Origin of the sequence: Providencia sp. PROV122, assembly GCF_028482365.1 — a bacterium.
In the GTDB taxonomy this organism is placed as follows: Bacteria; Pseudomonadota; Gammaproteobacteria; order Enterobacterales; family Enterobacteriaceae; genus Providencia; species Providencia stuartii.
The window spans coordinates 90,928-114,547 of the sequence record NZ_JAMPQI010000004.1 but is presented as its reverse complement, the minus strand read 5'-3'; the positions used below and the strand labels follow the sequence as shown (position 1 = coordinate 114,547).

General features: G+C 41.9%; 22 protein-coding genes. 11 read left to right on the top strand and 11 right to left on the bottom strand.

Annotated features, from left to right (window positions below):
* Nucleotides 1-238 precede the first annotated feature (238 nt).
* Genes PSE69_RS03760 through PSE69_RS03740 form a run of 5 tightly spaced genes read right to left on the bottom strand, consistent with a single transcriptional unit; the run spans nt 239 to nt 3,635 of the window.
* Entirely contained in the window at nt 239-1,051 is an 813-nt protein-coding gene (locus PSE69_RS03760; protein WP_004920586.1) for an energy-coupling factor ABC transporter ATP-binding protein, read from the bottom strand.
* A complete protein-coding gene (locus PSE69_RS03755) occupies nt 1,038-1,883 on the bottom strand; it encodes an energy-coupling factor ABC transporter ATP-binding protein (RefSeq protein ID WP_121874713.1) in 846 nt (281 codons plus the stop codon). Before PSE69_RS03755 ends, PSE69_RS03760 begins: the two co-directional genes overlap by 14 nt.
* Nucleotides 1,874-2,578, bottom strand: a complete 705-nt coding sequence (locus PSE69_RS03750) for an energy-coupling factor transporter transmembrane component T (RefSeq protein WP_036940535.1) — start codon at nt 2,576-2,578, stop codon at nt 1,874-1,876. The genes PSE69_RS03755 and PSE69_RS03750 overlap by 10 nt, the downstream gene beginning before the upstream one ends.
* A 2-nt stretch (nt 2,579-2,580) precedes the next feature.
* Entirely contained in the window at nt 2,581-3,162 is a 582-nt protein-coding gene (locus tag PSE69_RS03745) for a membrane protein (protein ID WP_014656118.1), read from the bottom strand.
* A 14-nt stretch (nt 3,163-3,176) separates the two neighbouring features.
* On the bottom strand, nt 3,177-3,635 hold the full coding sequence (locus PSE69_RS03740; protein ID WP_014656117.1) for a PPC domain-containing DNA-binding protein: 459 nt from the start codon (nt 3,633-3,635) through the stop codon (nt 3,177-3,179).
* A 377-nt stretch (nt 3,636-4,012) separates the two neighbouring features.
* On the opposite strand from PSE69_RS03740, the gene ypfJ reads away from it, so the two are divergent.
* The 5 genes from ypfJ (at nt 4,013) to PSE69_RS03715 (ending at nt 9,140) form a co-directional block, all read left to right on the top strand.
* Nucleotides 4,013-4,903 (top strand): KPN_02809 family neutral zinc metallopeptidase, encoded by an 891-nt coding sequence (ypfJ, locus tag PSE69_RS03735; protein ID WP_014656116.1) that lies wholly within the window; start codon nt 4,013-4,015, stop codon nt 4,901-4,903.
* A gap of 10 nt (nt 4,904-4,913) precedes the next feature.
* Nucleotides 4,914-5,207: a DUF7677 family protein gene (locus PSE69_RS03730; protein WP_004920570.1), complete on the top strand. Its 294-nt coding sequence runs from the start codon at nt 4,914-4,916 to the stop codon at nt 5,205-5,207.
* A gap of 41 nt (nt 5,208-5,248) precedes the next feature.
* The gene (locus tag PSE69_RS03725; protein WP_272675027.1) at nt 5,249-6,559 is read left to right on the top strand and encodes a hypothetical protein; all 1,311 of its coding nucleotides are present in this window, start codon (nt 5,249-5,251) and stop codon (nt 6,557-6,559) included.
* A gap of 108 nt (nt 6,560-6,667) precedes the next feature.
* Nucleotides 6,668-7,120: a DUF441 domain-containing protein gene (locus PSE69_RS03720; RefSeq protein WP_004920564.1), complete on the top strand. Its 453-nt coding sequence runs from the start codon at nt 6,668-6,670 to the stop codon at nt 7,118-7,120.
* Between the two features lie 7 nt (nt 7,121-7,127).
* Nucleotides 7,128-9,140, top strand: coding sequence for a tRNA(Met) cytidine acetyltransferase TmcA (locus PSE69_RS03715; protein WP_121874715.1), 2,013 nt, complete (start codon nt 7,128-7,130; stop codon nt 9,138-9,140).
* On the opposite strand, the gene PSE69_RS03710 is transcribed toward PSE69_RS03715, so the two are convergent.
* Complete coding sequence (locus tag PSE69_RS03710; protein ID WP_004920559.1) at nt 9,121-9,312, bottom strand: YpfN family protein; 192 nt, start codon at nt 9,310-9,312, stop codon at nt 9,121-9,123. The two genes, PSE69_RS03715 and PSE69_RS03710, sit on opposite strands and share 20 nt — an antisense overlap.
* A gap of 173 nt (nt 9,313-9,485) precedes the next feature.
* On the opposite strand from PSE69_RS03710, the gene PSE69_RS03705 reads away from it, so the two are divergent.
* Nucleotides 9,486-9,872 (top strand): DUF454 family protein, encoded by a 387-nt coding sequence (locus PSE69_RS03705; protein WP_171830834.1) that lies wholly within the window; start codon nt 9,486-9,488, stop codon nt 9,870-9,872.
* A gap of 45 nt (nt 9,873-9,917) precedes the next feature.
* On the opposite strand, the gene PSE69_RS03700 is transcribed toward PSE69_RS03705, so the two are convergent.
* The 4 genes from PSE69_RS03700 to PSE69_RS03685 all read right to left on the bottom strand — a co-directional run bounded on the left by PSE69_RS03700 (nt 9,918) and on the right by PSE69_RS03685 (nt 12,871).
* Nucleotides 9,918-10,586 (bottom strand): M15 family metallopeptidase, encoded by a 669-nt coding sequence (locus PSE69_RS03700; protein WP_004920553.1) that lies wholly within the window; start codon nt 10,584-10,586, stop codon nt 9,918-9,920.
* Nucleotides 10,583-11,713, bottom strand: a complete 1,131-nt coding sequence (gene dapE / locus PSE69_RS03695) for a succinyl-diaminopimelate desuccinylase (protein ID WP_121874716.1) — start codon at nt 11,711-11,713, stop codon at nt 10,583-10,585. Before dapE ends, PSE69_RS03700 begins: the two co-directional genes overlap by 4 nt.
* Before the next feature lie 14 nt (nt 11,714-11,727).
* On the bottom strand, nt 11,728-12,099 hold the full coding sequence (locus PSE69_RS03690; protein WP_014656111.1) for an ArsC family reductase: 372 nt from the start codon (nt 12,097-12,099) through the stop codon (nt 11,728-11,730).
* Between the two features lie 151 nt (nt 12,100-12,250).
* The gene (locus tag PSE69_RS03685; protein WP_272675023.1) at nt 12,251-12,871 is read right to left on the bottom strand and encodes a LuxR C-terminal-related transcriptional regulator; all 621 of its coding nucleotides are present in this window, start codon (nt 12,869-12,871) and stop codon (nt 12,251-12,253) included.
* A 423-nt stretch (nt 12,872-13,294) separates the two neighbouring features.
* Here PSE69_RS03685 and maeB point away from each other — a divergent pair, with 423 nt between their 5' ends.
* From maeB to PSE69_RS03660, 5 genes are all read left to right on the top strand, one after another.
* Complete coding sequence (gene maeB, locus PSE69_RS03680; RefSeq protein WP_014656109.1) at nt 13,295-15,574, top strand: NADP-dependent oxaloacetate-decarboxylating malate dehydrogenase; 2,280 nt, start codon at nt 13,295-13,297, stop codon at nt 15,572-15,574.
* Nucleotides 15,575-15,689: 115 nt separating this feature from the next.
* Nucleotides 15,690-16,577: a ChaN family lipoprotein gene (locus PSE69_RS03675; RefSeq protein ID WP_041704990.1), complete on the top strand. Its 888-nt coding sequence runs from the start codon at nt 15,690-15,692 to the stop codon at nt 16,575-16,577.
* Nucleotides 16,578-16,697: 120 nt separating this feature from the next.
* Entirely contained in the window at nt 16,698-17,501 is an 804-nt protein-coding gene (locus tag PSE69_RS03670) for an energy transducer TonB (RefSeq protein ID WP_272675021.1), read from the top strand.
* A gap of 20 nt (nt 17,502-17,521) precedes the next feature.
* The gene (locus PSE69_RS03665; RefSeq protein WP_080739767.1) at nt 17,522-19,702 is read left to right on the top strand and encodes a S9 family peptidase; all 2,181 of its coding nucleotides are present in this window, start codon (nt 17,522-17,524) and stop codon (nt 19,700-19,702) included.
* A 130-nt stretch (nt 19,703-19,832) separates the two neighbouring features.
* Nucleotides 19,833-22,088 (top strand): TonB-dependent receptor domain-containing protein, encoded by a 2,256-nt coding sequence (locus tag PSE69_RS03660; protein ID WP_121874717.1) that lies wholly within the window; start codon nt 19,833-19,835, stop codon nt 22,086-22,088.
* Between the two features lie 45 nt (nt 22,089-22,133).
* On the opposite strand, the gene xseA is transcribed toward PSE69_RS03660, so the two are convergent.
* The gene (xseA, locus tag PSE69_RS03655) at nt 22,134-23,513 is read right to left on the bottom strand and encodes an exodeoxyribonuclease VII large subunit (RefSeq protein ID WP_121874718.1); all 1,380 of its coding nucleotides are present in this window, start codon (nt 23,511-23,513) and stop codon (nt 22,134-22,136) included.
* Nucleotides 23,514-23,620: the final 107 nt, after the last annotated feature.

Sequence of the window (23,620 nt, the reverse complement as noted above, 5' to 3'; positions counted from 1 at the left end):
TTGCGGGTTATTTATATACATCGGACCTATCATGCTACAAATAATAAAACAGAGCAGCATGACACACATTTGTCCAACCTTGACTCGGGATAGTTTACCATTAACATGGCATTTTTTACCTGTCTGATATCGATATCTAGATATAAGCTAAGACGTTATCATCGCAATAAATCAAACCTTAGTGTTGATATCAAGGGTCGACAACCATATAAAAACTGATAACGTTCAAGCTGAAAAGTCAGATTGGCTCGCGGCTAATACGGATAAATTTATCAGCCCAACGTTTAGGGTCGCTTTCTAACGCGATATCCAATGCGTGACTCAATGAATACAGTGTTGGTGTTGGAAGCACGGATTCCGGTTGTAAATCAGGGTGGTTAAGTACGGTTTCAGGCGGACCATCAGCAATGATTTTACCTGCTGATAGATGAATAACCCGCTTGAAATGGCGAGCAACAAAATCAAGATCATGGCTAATGGCGAGTAGCGTCGTGCCCATCGTACGCTGTAATGCCAACCAACGCTCAAAGCAAGCGAGCCAACGTGCATCAAAGTCACGAGTAGGTTCATCTAATAGCAGCACTTTGGGGGAAATCGCACTCAGGCTGGCGACAGCCACCATACGCCGTTGACCTGCATCTAAATCAAGAGGGTGACTATTGGCAACATCTTGCAAATGGCAACATTCAAGGGCTTCCAACGTCCGTTTTTCTATCTCTGATTGAGATAGCTTTTGTCGTTTAAGGCCGAACGCGACTTCATCTTTTACTCGACTATGGAAAACTTGTTTTTCGACCTCTTGGAATAAAACACCAATTTGACTGGCACGTTGTATAGCGTTCAGTGCGGCAAGTTTTTGGTGATTAAAGTGGATTTCACCTTGTGTTGGGCGCAATAGACCCGCAGCAAGCCGCAGGAGTGTCGATTTTCCAGCACCATTGTCACCAACTAATGCAACCCATTCGCCTGCTTCGAGACGCAAACAAAGCTGTGAAATGGTCTCTTGGGTACTTTTAGGCCAACGATAATCAATATGTTCAAAAAGTAGCATAATACTCCTTAAATGCCTTAAGCAATGCGTTGTTATCATTGGGAATGTCAGTAGGCCAAGCATTTTGATTGATTAAATAACCAAGTGCACGCCAAGCATCGGGCATATTAATGGTGGTTTGTGCCGCCGAAAAAAGTTTTTTTCTATCAGTACCTGTGGCGATGACGTTACCTGCATCTAATAACATCAGTTGCTCACAAAAACTCATCGCAGGAAGTAGTTGGCGCTCAAACAGGATCACACTGCAATTGGTACGTTGAGAATAGTGTTTCAACGCAAGTAGCAGGGTATGGGCGGCTTTTGGTGTGAGGCGACTAAATGCCTCATCCAATAATAATAACTTAGGCTGCATGGCGAGTGCGCTTGCGATGACAACGCGTTGGGCTTCTCCACCTGATAAGGTCGCGGGGTGTCGATGGCGTAAAGCTTCGCAGTCCGTAAGCGCAATGGCTTCGTTAACCCGCTGCCTGATTTGTGCTTCAGGTAACCCAAGGTTTTCAGGGCCAAAGGCAATTTCTTGTTCCACATTGAATGTGCAACCGGATAATTGTAATTGTGGTGATTGTTGGATCAGTTGGCGTTGCGCACTGAGTATTGCTAAGTGGCCTTGTGATATGGGTTGTGATAAAACCTCAGCGACACCACTAAATTCACCTGTAATCAATTCAGGTAACCAACCACAGAGCAGTTGAGCGAGTGTACTTTTACCGCTACCGTTGCCCCCTAAGATGGCAAGCCACTGTCCTGCTGCTAATTGTATATCAATAGGGCCTAAGGTGGTTGATCCCGCACCTTTGTGGGTAAAACATAGTCGTTGTAAATTTACCACCACCAGTCGATCCCTCCTTCAATGATGATAATGACTAAAATGGCATAACGACAAATGGCTTGAAAGAGGTTGTCTTTTGGGGCGCCCAACGTTGTTCGCTGACTCACGGCACGAAAACCACGCATATCCAAGGCAGCTCCACGGATAGCCAGTTCACTGAGTGCTTGGGTCGCGAGTGGCAGTATCAATGCCGGTAATGACATAAATCGTTGTAACAGATTGCCATCAAGGGGGACACCTCGTGCCAACTGTGCCTCTTTGATACTGCTGATTTGTTGCCGTAGTTGTTCAACAAACAAGAGTGGCCCAGCTAATAAATATGAAAAGCTGGTTGGTAAACGGCTAGCAAATAGCGCTCTAATCAATTTTTCAGTCGACACATACTGTAGCCACAGTTGTGCACTACTGATAATGGCTAAAAGCCGAAACCATAAAGCCAAGGCTTTTTGCTGCTGTGTTGCAACAGAAAACTCGCCTGTCAGCCAGTAGGTTAGCCAACCACTATGGATCAGCCATAGCCCTAATGCCATTGGTAGCATCAAGCCAATAACATAGCGATAGCGGTAACGTGCTTGGCGCCATGCGAGTAGCATAGCAAAAGTCACCAGGCTGACGACAATTAACGGCCAGTCAAATGGTAATAGAACAACAGTAAAGCTGAGCCAGAACCATAATGTCAGCGAGGTAAAAGGATGCATATTTATCTTACTCGCGCCATATTTGGAAAGTTTTGTTGTGCACGCAGCGGTAAGCGACGCACTAATAACCACGCAATGAGTGCCGACACTATTTTATCTGCAATGTTGGCTCCTAGTACGGTAATGGCAACAGATTCAAGTAGGTTTTCTCCCACAGCATGGAAGTAAGCGACGAAAAAATCGGCTCCGCTACCTGTTGTACCTGCAAATAAATAAGTACGGATAGGCACAGCAACTAACATCAATGCTAATGTAATGACGATGCCGGAAAAGATAACTCTAGGTAACGTCCGAAAAAATCCAGCATGAGCGAGTAACCCTGCACTGAGGCCTATCATCATCGCAACAGGGGCAAAAGCGGCGGCAATTGGGCCACTGAGTAATCCCCATAATAGATTGGTTAATAATCCGGTTAATGCAGCGATCCAAGGGCCGGCTAATAAAGCACAAATGATTGTGCCAATTGAATCAAGAAAAATTGGCAACTTAATGCTTGAGCTTATTTGCCCAACTAACATGTTAATAGCGATTGAAAAAACAATTAACGCTAAAGTACGGCTCGAAAGAGTAGATGATTTTGGCATGAATACACCGCTCCTTAGCGATGAACAGAAGAATGGGAGTTGTGGGGCGTGCGTTCAGAAACTGCTAATTCGTCATATCCAGATAATTCGCAATATTGACGAGTGAAAGTGATATGCTCTAATTCCCCAATAACAAGCTCTAACGTTGTTCTAACGGTACAGTCCAGCATCATATGCCCCCCTTGCACATGACCATTTTCATCTGAAATGGCTAAATGCAAATGTTCGCCTTCGCTATCTAATGTGCCGATAAGTGAAACAATTTCGTATCGACCAACAAATTGATCGGTTGTCTCTTTTCCTGCAAAACGCAAATTAACGCGAGTTAAGCTACCAACACAGCCAGCAATGAAAGCGGCTTTTAAGTGGTTCTGCTGAATAAAATGACGCAGTGTTGGAATAACATCCTCGCCGGGCCGTAATCGCAGGGCAAAATAGCGCGCATTGGAGGCGGGAGGGAAAGCTACATTCATATGAGTGATCCTAATTATATGACGACTTGAATATAAGGTGATTTGTCAACTCGGCGAAATACAGTGATATCGTCAGTGATAATAATTTTATATTGACCTCATATTATTATAAGTAACAATCAAGGAGATATCAGTAACGAAGTGTTTTCTATCGCTTATTTAATTGGAATTGCGATTAATTTGCGTTAAGTGAAAAACAATCAGTTAAAAAACAATATATCCACTTAATTAATAAGGTTAAAATGTTGAACATCTGTGTTAGTTCAGAGTGCTAAGCAGGCGATGACGTGGTATGAATAAAAATAATTAAGTCAATTGTAACGATTTTGAGTTTAAACTGTGACTAAACCGTTTATTTGCTGATTATAGAGGTGATTATGCGTTGGCAAGACCGTCGTCGTAGCGACAATATTGAAGATAGAAGATCAGAAAATTCATCAGGGGGTTTTCAAGGTAATGGTCGGGGGATGCGAATTCCATTACGAGGAAAAAGTGGCGTTGTTATTCTGATTGTTATTGTCGTAGCTGGCTATTATGGCGTTGATCTCACGGGGTTAATTACCGGAGAGCCTATCGGTAATCACTCTTCGCAACAAGCCCAAAATCGTACCATTAGCCCACAAGAGGCACAGTTAGCCGACTTTACGTCAGTGATGCTTGCTTCCACAGAAGATGTTTGGCAAACGGAATTTAAAAAGCTAGGCAAACAATACCAGCAGCCTAAATTAGTCATTTATCGCAATGGTACTTCGACAGCGTGTGGGCAAGGTAAAGCATTTATGGGGCCGTTTTATTGTCCAGCTGATAATAAAGTTTATATCGACCTGTCATTTTATAATGACATGAAAACCAAATTAGGGGCTGGTGGTGAATTTGCGCAAGGGTACGTCGTGGCTCATGAAATCGGCCATCATGTGCAGCACTTATTAGGCATTGAACAGCAAGTAAGAAAATTACAGCAAGGTGTAAGTACAAAAGAAGCCAATAAACTGTCGGTGAAACTTGAATTACAGGCCGATTGTTTTGCGGGTGTTTGGGGGCACAATATGGATAAAGAGGGCATCTTAGACGATGGCGACTTACAATCCGCGTTGAATGCGGCTCAGGCAATTGGTGACGACAGACTACAGCAGCAGAGCCAAGGTCGCGTGATCCCAGATAGTTTTACGCATGGCACCTCACAACAGCGCTATTTTTGGTTTAAAAAAGGGTTTGAGACGGGAGATATCAATAGCTGCAACACCTTTTCAGCGCAAAATACATTTTAAGGAGGCTCAGATGAAGCTCAGCCATAGCGTTAGTGGGGCGATTAGAACTTTCAGCTATTTTATGGCAAGTGGTTCACATTACATGCTCGAGGGGATTGATTATTTGTCGCTGTATGGCGAGGAGCCGAGTGCTATTGAACAAGCGTACGCAATATTTATCAATACACTGGAAATTGATGAGGCAGGGGAAGTATTGAATTTTACTCATGCGCAGAAAAGAGCAACGGATTATATTCGAAGTTACTGTGATGCTTCTTTTAACGTTGACCCTCCTTTTGAAGAGTGGGAAGTCGCTCTATATTAATGTATGACCTGCCCAAATATCATTTAAAGATAGAGGTTAAAGTGTTCCATTTGACGCGTACCATATTGATAACCACGCTTTTATTTTTCGGGTTGATAAATGCGTCAGCGAAAACCCATTATACCATTGATGATCTATCAACGGAGGGGATGTTAACGCTCTCCATGGATTTACCTAAATCCGAGCAGGAACAAAAATTGATCGTGAGAGGGGAAGCGTGGGGGTTAAAACCGCAAATTAACCATCCTCAGTGCCAAGGTACGTTGTTAAAGAAAAATACCGAAAATGAATGGATTGTGCCTATAGGTTGTGAACGGGTTTCGTGGCATGTCCTCCCTAATAAAGTTGCAAAAGGGCATGTTGACGCCTCGAAGCAAGCGACTATTTTCATTACCAGTGAATATCAAAACAAAAAACAGATATTGCTTTCTGAGCCTACGTCATTATTGCGCTTAGTCAATGATGAAGAAGGGATTATTCGTGCTGCCGATGGGATCGCTATCTATGGCGCGAAAGCTGAAAATACAAGCGCGTGGTCGGTTCCTGCCTATTATAAGGCGCCTGAATTTTATTTAGTGGGGGATATTCGATTGCAACAAGTGGACTTAACGAATATGAAAGTTCGCTATTTTAGTGACAACGTCACGTTAACCGATCAATATCAGCTAAATGGTTATCACCAACAAGCCTTAAAGTATTTAACCAAAGCGTTATCAATTTCACCTCAAGACAAGCGTGATAATACATTGTTGGTGATTTGGCTCGGCAGTAATGAAGAAAATGGCTTTATTGGTGGGGCGGCGGGTGGTCGCAGTTTCGTGGCTAACTATTTATACTCTGATAAAAAGGATGATAAAAACATTAACCTCAATAATGCAAAAACCCAACTTGTTATCGCCCATGAGCAATTTCATCAACTTATTGATATGGTAAGGGAAAATAAATCAACGCAGCCAGCTTGGGTTGAGGAAGGCCTTGCCCAATATTATGCTTTGAAAGCATTAAAACAGATGGAAAGCCAGCCACAAATTGTTTCGTCAATTGAATCTGCAATGATGCCATTAAATGCTCCAGTGACACATACTTTTATTGAACTAGATAAGCGATTTAAAGCAGGGGATCGCTCTGTTTATGCTGAGTTCTATTCTCAAGGCGCTACATTTTGGCGAAAATTAGATACTATTTTACAGAAGGTCGCCAATAATCCATCAGGATTAGACCCGTTCATTACTGAATTAATGACATTACCTTCCGAGTCGAATGGTGATTTACCCGCATCTTTCAAAAATAAAATGTTCGCTATCGGAGGAGAGCCTGTAAATATCTTATTTCAACAATATATCGGGCAATAATATGCCGTGACGTTTGCTTCTTATTCGGTGAGCCAATAACATAAGCCGTACTTTTTATCTTTCGCTAATTTTATAAGCAAAAGCAGCACGTTTTACAGGGAATACAATATGAGTCAAGTCGATCCTACCTTGATAATTTTACTGGTTTTAGCGGGTCTTGGGATCATCAGTCATAATATGACGGTGACATTAGCTATGTTATTTTTGCTGGTGGTGCGGATCACACCTTTAAATAATTTCTTTCCTTGGGTAGAGAAATATGGGTTAACGATTGGGATATTAATATTAACTATTGGTGTGATGGCTCCTATTGCTAGTGGTAAAATTTCAGCACAAGATGTATTAGGTTCCTTTTTAAATTGGAAATCACTGCTTGCTATTGTGATCGGGGTGTTAGTTTCTTGGTTGGGAAGCCGTGGTGTTACGTTAATGTCACATCAACCTTCAACAGTAGCAGGCCTACTTGTTGGCACGGTTATCGGCGTAGCACTCTTCCGTGGTGTTCCTGTTGGTCCTCTTATCGCAGCAGGGATCTTGTCATTATTGATCGGTAAATCTTAGCGGGTATATGAATTATTCACTTCCTAAAATCTGTGCTCAACTTAATGATTGTGGTCATCGGCGCTTGTTGGTGCTCTCTGGTGAGAGCTTGTGGATAGATAAACGATTAAATGAAATTCAATCAATTATCGCGGGTGATTGGCAGGCCCTTTCATCAACAATAACGGGGGCATTGCCCGTTAAAAATGCACATTTATTATTAGGCAGAGAGTTTTTACATGGGGTCTTTGATGCAAGAGAAGGTTTGCATAGCGAGGCTCTCGCTATGCTTGCTGGGGCATTAAAGGCTGGGAGCTTGCTGGTTTTATGTACGCCACCACAAGCTGAGTGGGCGTATTCATTGGATAACGATAGTATTCGATGGAATGAGCAAAATGGCATGATCGCCACGCCTAATTTTGTGCATCATTTACAGCAGTTGATACAGGCGCAATCTGACGTGCTGGTTTGGCAACAAGATAAGCCAGCGCATTTTTCTCTTTTACCCGAAAAAGAGCATTGGCAACCACCTTCGGGTGAGGCGACACCGGCTCAGCAATATGTACTGGAACAGTTGTTATCCGCAAATGACGGTGTTTGGGGGATCATCGCTCCCCGTGGGCGAGGGAAATCGACCCTTGCAGGAATGTTGATCCGCAACTGGCAAGGGGAGTGCTGGTGCTGTGCGCCTGCTAAAGTCGCGATACGAACACTAGAAAAATCAGCCGGTCAGTCGCTCAATTTTTGGGCGCCAGATGAATTATTACGTTACTGTAAGAAGAATGGTGACATAAAAGCTGACTGGTTGATTATTGATGAAGCGGCAGCGATTCCAAGTTATATTCTGCGCCAACTGGTCAATTATTTTCCACGTGTTTTATTAACGACAACGGTGGATGGCTATGAAGGAACAGGGCGAGGCTTTATCAATAAGTTTTGTGCGCAATTGGGCGGTTTTACTGCTCTCGATTTAGTCGAGCCTATCCGCTGGGCTAAGCATGATCCCCTTGAACATTGGCTCAATCAGGCATTATTACTAGAAGAGCCTGAAGGTGTAAACGATCACTCGCCATTACAGCTAATTGAGCCTATCAGCCAGCAACAATTAGTTGATGATCCTAAACAACTGAAAAGTTTTTATGGATTACTCACCAGTGCACATTATCGAACATCCCCTCTCGATCTTCGTCGGTTACTTGATGCAAGTCGCCAGCAATTTATGTTGGCCAAATCGGCGACGCAATTGATTGGAGCCTTATGGATGGTTGAAGAAGGTGGGTTAGATAGCCAACTAAGTTGGCAAATTTGGGCTGGTCTCCGCCGCCCTAGGGGGAGTTTAGTGGCCCAATCCCTTGCTGCTCATTATTACTTCCCTGAGGCGCCTCAGATGTCATCACTACGTGCAACGAGGATCGCGGTTGAGGCTGCTTATCGCCGACAAAAAATTGGCTCACAACTGCTTGACGCTCAAAAACAGCAGGCCGTTTACCAAGGCAAAGATTTTTTATCAGTGAGTTTTGGTCTGACACCGGAGTTATTACGTTTTTGGCAACAAGCGGGTTATCAATTAGTACGTGTTGGTGAACACCTTGAAGCAAGCAGTGGATGTTACACGGCGATGGCGATTTTACCACTGTCATCACAAGCACAACGCATGTGTGAGCAAGCCAAACACAACTTGCCAAGGGATCTCTTTTGGCGTCGTGACCTTGAGCTATTTCACTTGCCGACATGTGACAAACAGCATTTAACGCCCGAAGATTGGATTGAACTGGTTGGATTTGGCTTTTATCATCGTACGTTGGCAGCGAGTAGTGCGGCGATACAACGTTTATTAGCGCATCAAGAAGGTGGGTTGAAGCTGCTGCGTTTCTATTTTCAACTACAGTTATCTTTGGAAGAGATTTGCCAACAGCTATCATTAACGGGGCAAAAAGCGTGGTTACAACAAGCAAGGGCAGAAGTTAAAGACGTTGTGCAACGTGACCACCCTGAGCTTGTTAAAACGATAGCGCAAAAAATTAGCCCTTCTTATCTTTAGGCCAATCATCGTTATCATCCCAAAGATGATTGTTATCTTTATGAGGGGGAAGCTCGGGTTTATTATCAAGAAATTTTTTATGATCTACTCGCATCATCTCTTTGATAGAATTCCAGATGACGCCAACTAAAATCAGTAGGATCACCCACCAATAATCTGCTAACCAATGCATATGTCGCCTTTGTGCTTGCTAATAAGAGGTGATTAAAAAGGTGGATGAAAAGTTGAAACTTTTACAGGCACACATTTGGCATCACATTACTATTTGAATTTCGATAGGGTATACCCTAGTTATTGGGTTTATTTAATCATGTTTTTGAAGCCGTTGGGAGAGCCATTTTGAATATAAAAAAAGGATTGTTGATCCTAATAGGTTGGCTCGCGGTAATATTAGCATGCTTAGGCGTTGTATTGCCGGTACTGCCAACAACCCCCTTTCTCTTATTGGCGGCATGGTGCTTTTCTCGCTCATCACCGCGTTTTCATCACTGGTTACTTTATCGTTCATGGTTTGGTGGCTATATCCGACATTGGCAAACGTATAAAGGTTTGCCAAAAGGCGCTAAACCTAAAGCGATAGCCGTGATATTAGTTACGTTTACGATTTCAATTTGGGTTGTGAACTTTTGGTGGTTAAAGTTAGGTCTATTTGTCCTGTTATGCTGGCTAGTGATTTTTATGTATCGATTACCGGTGATAGATAAACCTGTACCGAATGATAATAAAGTATGATGGTGTTAAATGAAAAAGCGCCAAGAGATTTGGCGCTTTTTGAGGCTATTCTGGAATTTTAATGTAGCGATTAAAAACATATTCTAGATTCGCTAATAGCCAATCTTTGCCCAAGATAACTTCTTCTTGTAAAACAGATTGAACCACTTGAGGGGTCAACAGTTGCTCAGCGTCATGGGATAAGGGCCAATAGCTAATATGCCAAGGTTCATAGGCAACACCTGCATTTTTAGCGGTGAAAGGGCGGTAGAAGTCATATGTGGCCATATTGTCACTTAGCCACTGATTCAGCTCAGCAAAATAGCCGCCTTGTTCGTATTCCCATGGCTCAAGTTGCAGTGATTGCCCTTCAGGGAGACGCAATGGGTCATAGACGTCAATTTCCGTGCCCCAATGGTGGCGGCTTGCGCCCGGCAGGGCGGACCAATGCAAAATAGCTTCACATAATTCGCCTTCGCTTAATACGCTAATATCTAGCGGATTACTTTGTTTATCAAGAACGGGGCGCTTTCCGGTAAACTTCTCATTCCAAATCAGTTGCTGACGTGAAAAATCACGGAATGCACTGGCGGATTGGAGCTTGAAGCCAGCCTTCGCCGCCGCTTGTTGCATGGACAAAAATGCTTTTGTCGCATTAAATTGTAGGCGGTGATTACCGCCTAATGTCACGAGATGGTCGGTTGAACGGCCGGTGAGCATGGCGATGGTCATCATAGTAACAGTAGCTCCATTATGCGTTCATAAATCCGTGCCAGTTGCTGTAGGTCATGTACACTGACACACTCGTCAACTTTATGAATAGTGGCATTGAGTGGCCCTAATTCAATGACCTGTGCCCCCATTTGAGCAATAAAACGCCCATCAGATGTCCCACCACTCGTTGAGAGCTCTGTAGTGCGCCCCGTGAATTCATGAATGGCTTGCACGGTGGCGTCGACTAATTTCCCTGTACGGGTTAAGAAAGGCTGGCCCGAAAGCTTCCATTCAATTTCATAGCGTAATTGATGTCGTGCTAGCATCTCTTCAACACGCTCACGGATGATTTTGTCGGTTAATTCTGTGCTAAATCGGAAATTAAACTGAACGAAAAACTCACCCGGAATAACATTTGTCGCACCAGTACCCGCATGAAGATTGGCGATCTGCATACTGGTCGCGGGGAAAAATTCATTACCTTGATCCCACTGTGTTGATACAAGTTCTTGTAAAAAATTTGTCGCTCGATGTACTGGGTTATCGGCAAGGTGCGGATATGCGACATGCCCTTGCGTGCCTAAAATCGTTAAATTCGCCGTGATAGAGCCTCGGCGGCCATTTTTAACGATATCACCGAGTTGAGTTTGGCTAGAAGGCTCACCCACTAAACAGTAATCTAACCGCTCATTACGTTGCATCAACGTTTCAACGACCTTAACCGTACCATTTGTCGCCTTTGCCTCTTCATCGGACGTGATTAAAAAGGCTAACCGACCACGATGATCGGGATGTTTTTGTACAAAACGCTCGGCAGCGACGACCATAGCTGCAACGGAGCCTTTCATATCCGCTGCACCACGACCATAAAGGTGTTGGTTGATAATGGTTGGTATGAAAGGGGGCGTTTGCCATTTTGTCTCATCCCCAGCGGGAACGACATCCGTATGGCCTGCAAATGCTAAGGTCTCGCCGTCGGCACCTCGATAAGCCCAGAAATTAGCCGTATCATTAAATAACATTTTTTCAACGGTGAACCCTACTTTTTCGAGTCGTTCAATTAATAATGCCTGACACCCTTGGTCATCAGGGCTAATTGATGGGCGAGAGATGAGCTCTTGAGCGAGTTGTATAACAGGACAATCCATCACTGCGCTCCGGCTTATTGAGTAAATTGTTGATATTCATCAGCAGAAAAACCGACAAGATAGCGGTTGTCTGCTGAAACGAGAATTGGGCGCTTGATCATCGCAGGTTCAGCCAATAACACTTTTTTGGCGCTTTCAGCATCAACAACGGCATTTTTTTCAGCATCACTGAGTTTACGCCAAGTTGTGCCTCTTTTATTAACTAAAACTTCCCAACCGAGCTGAGCGATGAACGTCGATAATAAGGCATCATCAATCCCCTCAACACGGTAATCATGAAATTGATAATTAATGCCATTATCTTCCAAGTAGCGACGCGCCTTTTTGATCGTGTCACAATTTTTAATACCATACATAATGTAAGGGGAAGAAGTGCTGTTTGACATAAAATTTTCCTTTGATGATTTACTGTTAGCCCTACATAATGCGCGAAAATCTATTCAGGATCTAGCTTTCTGTGGGAAAGAAAAGTTAATCTAATGATTAAATTAATAGTTAATTAAATTATTTCATAATAAATTAATTATAGTAAATATATTATTTTGCTCTCATGTATATTAGACTTGCTTCTAATCGGGAGCGTACATTTAGTTTTTTAAGTAAATTACGGATGTGCACTTTTACTGTTTCTTCTGAAATAAAAAGTAATTGGGAAATTTCCCTATTTTTTAATCCAGCCGCCATTTCATGCAATATTTCGCATTCTCTGCGCGTTAATGATGATAATGGGTCATTAATTTTATGGCGATTAACGAGATATTGATAGACTTTTTCGCTAAATACATGGTGCCCAGCCGCTGCTTTTCGCATGCTATTCATCAGCATATCAAGTTCACTATTTTTAAGCAGATAGCCTTGTGCGCCTGCATCAATAGCATTGTAAATATCTGTTTTTAAAGCTGAAAATGATAAAACTAATAAATACGACTTAAGGCAGCGTTTACGTGATAAGCGAATTGTTTCGAATGTTTTAGTACCATAAATATTGATATCAGTTAGTATTATGTCAGGTTGTAGTTTGTCAGCAATATCAAGTGCTTCAGAGCAATTACAGCATTCAGCTGCGACAGTGAAATATGCATCTGAGTCGATAAGGTGCCGTAAACCATAGCGATAAATAGGATGTTCATCAATAATCATAACGGTTTGGGAAGACATAGTAGATTCCTTTTTATGCCTGACAATAATAAAAGAGGGCAGCTTAATAGCAAACACGCCATTACATTAAATATGTTATAGCCTTCAGTTTTCACCTTTATTACTATTTTTTAATGCTCATTGTATTTAATTATTAATTTATATAATTAATATTCAGAACTCCGAAATAGAAAACCAAAAAAATAATAACTCGATTTTTATATGATTAAAATTATCAAAAGTAATTATATCTATAATATATAATTGGCCTTCAAGTATATTGGTTGAGTGAGAGTTTGAGGTGATATTTTAGGCTAACTCGTATTACTAACTGATGTAACCGAAAGAATTTTCTGGAAATTGTCATCAAGATCATGATTTGCTTGTCTGAACTGTTTATACTGTTTACTGCTTTTACCCTACCTACTTTGAAAGGACTTGATGATGGATGATAAATTAAAACAAAGTGCTCTTGATTTTCATGAGTTTCCTCATCCAGGAAAAATAACTGTAACACCGACTAAACCATTAACGACTCAACGCGATTTGGCTCTTGCATACTCACCAGGGGTTGCGGTTCCATGTCTTGAAATCGCCTCAGAGCCACTATCAGCGTATCGTTATACCGCGAAAGGGAACCTTGTCGGTGTGATCTCAAACGGTACAGCGGTTTTGGGATTAGGTAATATTGGGGCCTTGGCGGGTAAACCCGTTATGGAAGGGAAAGGGGTGCTATTTAAGAAGTTTTCTGGCATTGATGTGTTCGACATCGAAGTTGATGAAACCGATCCCGATAAACTTGTTGATATTATTGCTTCTCTTGAGCCAACTTTTGGGGGTATCAACCTAGAAGATATTAAAGCGCCTGAATGTTTTTATATTGAGCAGAAGCTGCGCGAAAGAATGAATATCCCCGTGTTCCATGATGATCAGCACGGAACCGCAATTATTTGTACGGCGGCGGTGATCAACGGCCTTCGTATTGTTAAAAAAGATATCGGTGATGTTCGCCTAGTCGTTTCAGGTGCAGGTGCAGCGTCAATTGCATGTATGAACCTGCTTGTTGCACTAGGTTTAAAACACGAAAATATCACAGTCTGCGACTCCAAAGGGGTGATTTATAAAGGCCGTGATGAAAAAATGGATGTCACAAAAGCCGCCTATGCCATTGAAGATAATGGCGCAAGAACCCTTGCGGATGTGATCCCAAATGCAGATATTTTCTTAGGTTGTTCTGGTCCTGGTGTGCTGACCCAAGACATGGTGAAAACCATGGCGAAAGACCCGCTTATTTTAGCACTTGCTAACCCTGAACCTGAAATTTTACCGCCATTAGCAAAAGAAGTACGTCCAGATGCCATTATTTGTACAGGCCGCTCTGATTATCCTAACCAAGTGAACAACGTATTGTGTTTCCCGTTCATCTTCCGTGGCGCGTTGGATGTTGGCGCAACGACCATCAACGAAGAGATGAAACTCGCTTGTGTTTATGCAATTGCTGATTTAGCGTTGGCAGAGCAGAGTGAGGAAGTTGCTTCTGCTTATGGCAACCAAGACTTATTCTTCGGCCCTGAATACATTATTCCGAAGCCTTTTGATCCACGTTTGATAGTTAAAATTGCGCCAGCAGTGGCAAAAGCGGCGATGGATTCAGGGGTTGCTACACGTCCAATTGCAGACTTTGATGCTTATATCGAAAAACTGAACCAGTTTGTCTATAAAACAAACTTGTTTATGAAGCCTATCTTTTCACAAGCCAAAAAAGAGAAAAAACGTATTGTTTTGGCAGAAGGGGAAGAAGAGCGCGTATTACATGCGACACAAGAGTTGGTTTCCCTTGGCTTAGCATTCCCAATTCTAGTTGGACGCCCAAGTGTGATTGAGAAACGTATTCAAAAACTTGGCCTGCATATTGAGCTAGGGAAAGATTTTGAAGTGGTTAACAATGAAAACGACCCACGTTTCAAAGAGTACTGGCAAGAATATTACCAAATCATGAAACGCCGTGGTGTTTCACAAGAGATGGCACGTCGTGCGGTGATTGGTAACCCCACTTTAATCGGCGGTATCATGGTACTTCGTGGTGAAGCGGATGGTATGATCTGTGGAACCGTTGGTAGTTACAGCGAACACTATAGCGTAGTAAAAAATCTGTTCGGTTTCCGTGAAGGCGCTCATGCAGCAGGGGCGATGAACGCACTATTATTACCAACGGGTAACACGTTTGTTGCCGATACCTATGTGAACGAAGATCCAACACCAGAAGAGCTAGCGGAAATTACCTTAATGGCAGCCGATACGGTGCGCCGTTTTGGTATTGAACCGAAAGTGGCACTGTTATCCCGTTCCAGTTTCGGCTCTTCTGATTGTGCATCCGCACAAAAAATGCGTGATACATTAGCGCTGGTCAAGGCTCAAGCGCCGCATCTTGAAATCGATGGCGAAATGCATGCCGATGCTGCATTGATTGAATCTATCCGTAAAGATGTCATGCCTGATAGCCCACTAAAAGGGTCAGCAAACTTGTTGATCATGCCAAATATGGAAGCGGCACGTATTAGCTATAACTTATTACGTGTAACAAGCTCTGATGGTGTGACGGTAGGTCCGGTGTTAATGGGGGTTTCAAAACCTGTACACATTCTCACCGCGATAGCTTCTGTACGTCGTATTGTTAATATGGTGGCATTGGCTGCTGTTGAAGCACAAACACATCCACTATAATTTAACTTAATATCTAAAGGCCTCTAAATTTTAATATTTAGAGGCCTTTTTAATTGAAAATCATTCTCATTATCTGTATTTTGGGTAATCCTGTACTCAATAGATGGAAAAGATAATGATATCAGTAACATTGAAGGCAAAGTCCTCCCTTATCGCAATGGCGCTATTGTTGGTTGCGGGTTGTGCACAGCAAATAGAACAAAAGCCGGTAGAGCTAGATAGTCAGCTTACCGGGCAAGGGCAAATCATTGACTTACAATCAGGCCAATCCATTACACCTCAACAGCTTATTGAGCAGTTATCTCAATCATCTCGCGTTATTGTCGGTGAAAAACACGACAATATGTATCATCACCAAATAGAGCAGTGGCTGGCTCAAGAGATGCACAAAACGCGTCCACAAGGCTCAGTGTTACTTGAAATGCTCCAACCAGATCAGCAAAAAAGTATTAACTCAGTGAAAGCACAAATGCAGGGAGATCCGTATATTCGCGATGAAAAATTGCAGTCGTCGATTAAATGGAATAGTGGATGGCCGTGGGAGCAGTATGGCGAGTTGACTAAACAACTATTAAAAGCCCCGTACCCACTACTTTCAGCAAATTTGAATAAGGAAGAGGTCAAGGAAGCATACAAAAATCCACCAGTATTAAATGGCGTATATTCGACTCAACCTGTCGTGCAGGAGTTGATCAGTAAGACGATTGAAACCTCTCATGACGGCAAATTAACACCGGAGCAGGTTGAAAAGATGACGGTTATTCAGCAAATGCGTGATCGTCGTATGGCTAAATCACTGTTACAAGCACCAACCCCAGCCTTGTTGTTTGTGGGGGGGTATCATGCGACACGAGCTATTGGTGTACCGTTACATGTGCAAGATCTGGCTCCTGATGCTGAATTTACTGTGCTGATCATTTCAGAAAAAGGGAATGCTATCGATAATCTTCATGCGGATTATGTTTGGTATACGCCTAGTGTAAATCAAGCGGTTGAAAAATAATCATTTTATAATTATTTGTAATGTAATTGTGATAATGAAACAAATTTGAATAAAAATAGTTTTCATTTGCATATGTAATTGATTATCATTTGAGTTTTTAGCACAGCAAATAAGATTAAAATGAGTACGATTACATTTGAGCACTACCAGAACCAAAGTATGAAAATGGGTAGTGCGGTTATTGTTGCAATTGCATTACATTTTTTAGTTATTGGACTTTTTTTACGCAGCTCTGACGTTCAACAGTGGGATAATCCCGTGCCACCACCATCCGTTGTGGTGGAAGTTTCCATGGAAGCGGAAGCTAAACAGGTCACAGAAGTGAATATCGGCCAAGTGCAGGAGGTCTCTGTGGCAAGTAAAGCCCAAGAAGCTGAACCTGAGCAGTCTGAGCTACCTACCGCACCCGTAAATGAAAATGCTGAACTGTTAGTAACCAAAACCGAAAAGAAAAAGCCGCAACCGACGCCTAAAAAAGAGAAGAAAGAACCGCCTAAAAAGCCTATTAAAAAGCTTGAAAGTGATAACTCAAAATCAAATTCAGCGCCTGTGACTAGTGATGCTGCTGCATTGAAACAGAGCAATAAGATTGCGGCTGATTTCAATAGTCAATCACAATCGCAACTGGATGCAGAAAAAGCGTGGCAGGCTCTCGTTCTCGGCCAATTGAATAAATTTAAACGCTACCCTGATGATGCTCGGCGACGTAACCGCACAGGAATTCCTGTGGTTGAATTTGACGTTGATGCGCAGGGCTATGTTATTAAAAGCTCACTGATTAAAGGGTCAGGAACTCGCTCTCTTGATAGGGAAGCCGAAAAAGTCCTTTCTCGAGCACAACCACTTCCCATCCCTCCAGCCGAAATGCTTAGGAATGGCAAAGTTACGGTAAGAATGCCAATAGACTTCACACTTGAAAACTAACGGTTAATCAGGGTAACAGAATGATTATAAGAACAGATTTATTGTCAGTATCCACTCGAATCGCTAAATTCTGTCTAATAGCATTTATTGGACTACATGCAGGCCATGCCCTTGCGGAGGAACAGATGTCAGCACCAAAAGCGAAAAAGCAGCCATATACAATGACGACACACGGTGATGTGCGTGTCGATAACTACTATTGGATGAGAGACGACCATAGAAAATCACAAGAAGTTATTGATTATTTAGAAAAAGAAAATGCCTATAGTCAACAGCAACTGGCGTTGGGCCAGCCATTAAAAAAACAGATTTATGATGAATTACTTTCACGCATGAAACAAGATGATGAGTCTGTACCTTATGACTTTAATGGCTATACCTATCGTAGCCGATTTGAAGCAGGTAAAAACTATCCTATTTATGAACGCAGACCTGTGAATAGCGAAGGAGAGTGGCAAACACTGGTTGATGGTAATCAACGAGCGGAGGGGAGCGAGTACTACCGTTTAGGTGCGCTTACCGTTTCACCAGACAATAAAATCGTGGCGATTGCGGAAGATAGAGAGGGTCGTAATAACTATGCGGTCTCTTTCCGTTCATTAGACAGCCAAGCGTGGAAAAATGATGAGTTAACGAATACATCGGGCAATATTGTTTGGGCCAATGATAGCAACACTTTATTTTATGTAAATAAAGACCTACAAACCTTGTTACCATATCAAGTGTTCCGCCACCAAATCGGTGAACAACAGCATCAAGATGTCATGATGTATGAAGAAAAAGATGATACTTTTTATGTCAGCATCTCTAAATCAACTTCCAAAGATTATATTTTTATTGGAATCACAAGTACTGAGACGTCGGAATATCGCTTAATTGATGCAAACAAGCCACATAATGAGGCTAACGTTTTCCAACCTCGTAAAACGGGCGTTGAATATTATCCTGATCATTTTCGCGGTCAATTTTATATTCGTTCGAACCATCAACACCCATTGTTTGGTCTGTATATCACAAGTCATGATGGCAAAAGCGATTGGGAGACTTTAGTCGCTCCACGTGATGATGTGGATTTGGAAGATTTTGAGCTATTTAACCAATGGTTAGTACTGGAAGAGCGGCAAAACGGTTTGGTTAATCTCCGTCAAATTAATTGGCAAACCAAAGCTGAAAATTATGTCCGTTTTGATGATCCCGCTTATATGGCATGGATTGATAACAACCCAGAGTCTGATACCGATAAGTTGCGCTATGGCTATTCATCAATGACGACACCTTCTTCTGTGTATGAAATTAATATGCAGACACAAGAAAGGCAGTTATTAAAACAGCAAGAAGTGAAAGATTTTGATAAATCCAAATATCAAAGTGAACGTTTGTGGGTGACGGCACAAGATGGTGTGAAAGTTCCTGTTTCATTAGTTTACCGAAAAGATTTATTTAAAGAGGGGCAAAATCCATTATTAGTCTATGGCTACGGTGCGTATGGTTACAGCATTGATCCCTCATTCAGCTCTTCACGTCTGTCACTGCTAGATAGAGGCTTTGTGTATGCGATTGCCCATATTCGCGGTGGTGGTGAACTGGGTAAACGGTGGTATCTACAAGGGAAAACAGTGAATAAAATGAACTCATTCACTGACTTTGTTGACGTGACAAACGCACTGATAAATCAGGGTTATGGAAAACAAGGCCATGTCTATGCCATGGGAGGAAGTGCAGGTGGACTGTTAATGGGAGCCGTAGTGAATATGGCGCCTGAACTGTATGAAGGGGTTGTCGCTTCTGTTCCATTCGTTGATGTGGTGACGACAATGTTAGATCCATCAATTCCATTGACCACCGGTGAATATGACGAATGGGGTAATCCTGAAAATGAAGAGGCATATTGGCGTATTAAGGCTTATAGCCCTTATGATAATGTCAAAAAACAAAAATACCCTCATATGTTAGTGACAACGGGCTTACATGATTCTCAAGTGCAATATTGGGAGCCGGCAAAATGGGTGGCAAAATTGCGTGAATATAAACAAGGAGATTCATTATTATTGTTAGAGACAAATATGAATGCAGGGCATGGTGGTAAATCAGGCCGCTATAATGCATTGGATGATATTGCCCTAGATTACAGCTTTATTTTAATGCTGGAAGATAAAAAACATTATTTTCCACAATTGAAAAACGAATATACTAATAACTAATTATTGTAAAATGGTTCGGCTATTGTTTCTTAACGATAGCCGAACAGTTGCATGGCAAAATTAAAGCATTAAATTTTATTTGGATGCATGTGAGCGCATGTTTAATTATCGCGTTTACAGGAATGGTTTAATGAATAATAAATTAAAAATAGTAGGAGCCAGCTTATTATGTGCTGGGCTTCATAGTATTGCTTTTGCAGAAGATACACAGCAACAACAAAATAAAGGTATCGTACAATTTAGTAAATTAAAAATTTCAGGTACTGAGAAACAAACGCCATTAGTTAAAGCCTTGGAAAAGCCTGGGGCATTTAGTGCAGTAGGTACGCAAAATAAACTGGAAGGATTAGATAAAATTATTCGTACTATGCCGGGAACTTACACCCAAATGGACGCGAGCCAAGGTACAGTCAATGTCAATATCCGCGGTTTGAGTGGATTTGGTCGTGTTAATATGATGGTGGATGGTATTAGCCAAACATATTATGGCATTTCACCGAGTAACTACACCCATGGTCAACAACCAAATAATGATTTTGGGGCATTAATTGATCCCAATTTTATTGTTAAAGTTGAAGTTGAAAAAGGGCAGTTAAATGGTGGAGAGAGTGTCAATGCACTTGTAGGTAGCGCTAATTTTAGAACTATCGGTATTGACGATGTGATTTTTGATGACAACTTATATGGCTTAAGAAGCAAAGCCCGTTGGGGGGATAATGGATTAGGCTATAATGGCATGGTTGCCGTTGCAGGGAAAACGCCAGTTAATACCAATGATGGATATTTAGGTGGCTTAATTGCAGTCAGTGGTCATAATATCCCCGCGAATTATAAAAATGGAGCAGGTTATGATAGTGATGATTTTGCCACTGATCATACTTTTAAACAAAAACCCCAATCGCAACTCACCAAATTGAAATATAAACCTGATGATAGCCATGAATTAGAATTTAGTGGGCGTTTTTATCAAAATAAATTAACTCGCCGTAAAATAAATAGCGAGGATTATTATCTTAAATATAAATATACGCCACTTAATGAGTTAATTGATACTGAGCTTATTATTAGTCATGGAGAGAGTAAGCAGACATTTGAAGGGGATTCATTGGGTTGGGCATTACGTCAAGGTGAATCCAAAAATAATGCAGATGGGATCAATCTTGCCAATACGAGTCGTTTTTCTTATGGGGAGACGGACTATGAATGGAAAATAGGTTCTAAGCTGTTAAAAAATAAATATGAACGTAAAGTAAGTTCGGTATCTGACCAAAATACAATCATTTATAACCAGTTCTCACCCAGTGGCACATTAGACTTAATGAGTTTGTATACGCAATTCAATGCTAAATATGATATTTACTCAGCCACTTTTAATCTGAATTATGCACATTACAAGCTAAAAGGGTTTAAACCCGCTTGCGATGATGACGTTAAATGTTTTCCTCAAGGCGACGCATCAATAAACTTAAAAGAGGGAGGCTTCAACCCGGGGGTATTGCTTTCGGCAGAAATCATTCCTGAATTTCAACCTTTTGTAAGTTACGCACACTCAATGCGTGCACCAAATTCCCAAGAGGTATTTTTCTCTCAGAATGGCGGTAACTCAATGAACCCATTCTTAAAAGGAGAAAAAGCGCAAACATGGCAAATTGGTTTCAATAGCATGAGACCTGATCTCATCGTGCAAGATGACCAATTCACGATGAAAGCGCTTTGGTTCCATACTAGAATTAAGGATTATATTACCAGTAAGCCTTATTTGTTGTGTCGACCAAGATCATACGCTGAATTTACATGGTGTTTGATGAATGAAAGTGTCTGGGATAAAGAGTTCCCGGATTTTATGCAGAAAAGTTATATCTATATGAACGATCCACGCGAGGTCAACTTACGGGGTTATGAATTACAAGCTAATTATGATGCAGGCGTTTTTTATTCAACATTATCTTATACCAAAGAGACGGGTGACCAGCCTAATTCGATAGCCAGCGTTGCTGATTTTAGTGCGGGGGATTTTACTGAGTTACCAGACTATTATTTGACGCTAGATACAGGTGTTCGGTTATTAGATGAAAAGTTGACATTAGGCTCAGTCATTACCGTTACAGGGCCAGCAAAGCGTATTGGCGTTGAATCATTAGTTGATAATAATGGTGATGCATTGAAAGATAAATATGAAAAGCAACCGACAGTTATTGACTTGTATGCTGATTATGAAATCAATAAAAATGTCACATTGATGTTTACAGTGAATAATGTGACCAATGAGGTTTATTCTGACGCCTTGAACCGTTCAAATTCGACGGCCATTATGGAAGTGCGTGGTAATAATAACGCAACGGCAAGAGGGCGTTCATATATGCTAGGTGGTGTCGTTCGCTTCTAACTCGTAATCAATATCAGGGTATCAACGTGTTGATACCCTTTACGCCTATTTTAAAACAGAACGAGGTGCACGTTTCATTTTCATTTTAGTGATATCAGTGACTTCACTTTCTACCCACCCATCATTTAGGCGTGTTTTAAGCTTTTGGCCTAATTTCACCTGAGAAGTTTTTTTCAATACTGCACCGTCAGAGGTTTCACTAATACTAAAGCCACGAGCCAATGTAGCCAGTGGGCTGACCGTTTCCATTTTTGAACAAGCGACCGCAAAACGCTGCTTATAGCTATTCAGTAACTCGGTCATCATATTCTGTAAATGGTATTGTGTCTGTTGTAGCGACCGATGTTGCCGTTGTAATTGAGGCCGCAAGTCTTGTTGTGACAGCCGACGTTGTAATTGATCATGGCGTAGCTGAGCGGTTTGCAACCGCCTTGTGATAGTTTGGGTCAGTTTCTGATTAAGCAGGCTCAATTGATGTTGTTGCCTTGCTAAACGGAGTTGTGGATGTTGTTGCTGTAAGCGATGCTGTAAACGACTAAAACGTTGCTGCTGCCCTGCAAGGTAATAATCCATCGCCATTTCAAGACGCTGTTGAGCAGAATGTAATTGGCGAATTAATTCCACTTGGTTACGGCTAACCAATTCAGCGGCAGCCGAAGGCGTCGGAGCGCGAACATCGGCCACAAAATCGGCGATCGTGATATCCGTTTCATGACCTACCGCACTAACAATAGGTAATCGGCTAGCAAAAATAGCTCTAGCGACAATTTCTTCATTAAACGCCCATAAATCTTCTAATGAGCCACCACCACGCCCCACAATCAGTACATCACACTCACCTCGTTGATTGGCTAACTCAATCGCTCGGGCAATTTGTGCAGGAGCTTGATCTCCTTGAACGGCTGTTGGGTAGATCACAACTGGGAGTGATGGGTCACGGCGACGTAAAATATGCAGAATGTCGTGTAATGCAGCGCCTGTTGCTGAGGTAATAACACCAATGCATTTTGCAGGGGAGGGTAAGGGCTGCTTATGTGTTACATCAAATAAGCCTTCTGCGCCTAGCATTTGTTTGAGTAACTCAAAACGCTGCTGTAGCAGACCTTCGCCAGCCGGTTGCATGCTTTCAATGATAATTTGATAGTCACCACGAGGCTCATAAAGTGTGACACTTGCCCGTACTAAAACTTGTTGACCATTTTGTGGACGAAATGTGACGCGTGCATTTTGTCCGCGAAACATAGCCGCACGAACCTGAGCTTTGTCATCTTTTAATGTGAGATACCAATGACCAGAGCTAGGTTGCGAAAAGTTTGATATTTCGGCTGTCAGCCATATTTTACCCATTTGGCGGTCTAGAAGTTCACGGACAGCTTGATTGAGTTTGCTGACAGAATAAATTCCACTATTTTGTTGAGTCGACATGTGAGCTAGATCAAATTCTAAAACAATGACTTAATTGGTTGATACTAACCTAGTCAGAGGAGTTATCAAGTTTTTTTTCAAAAAAGGACTGGAGGCAATCGGTTTCG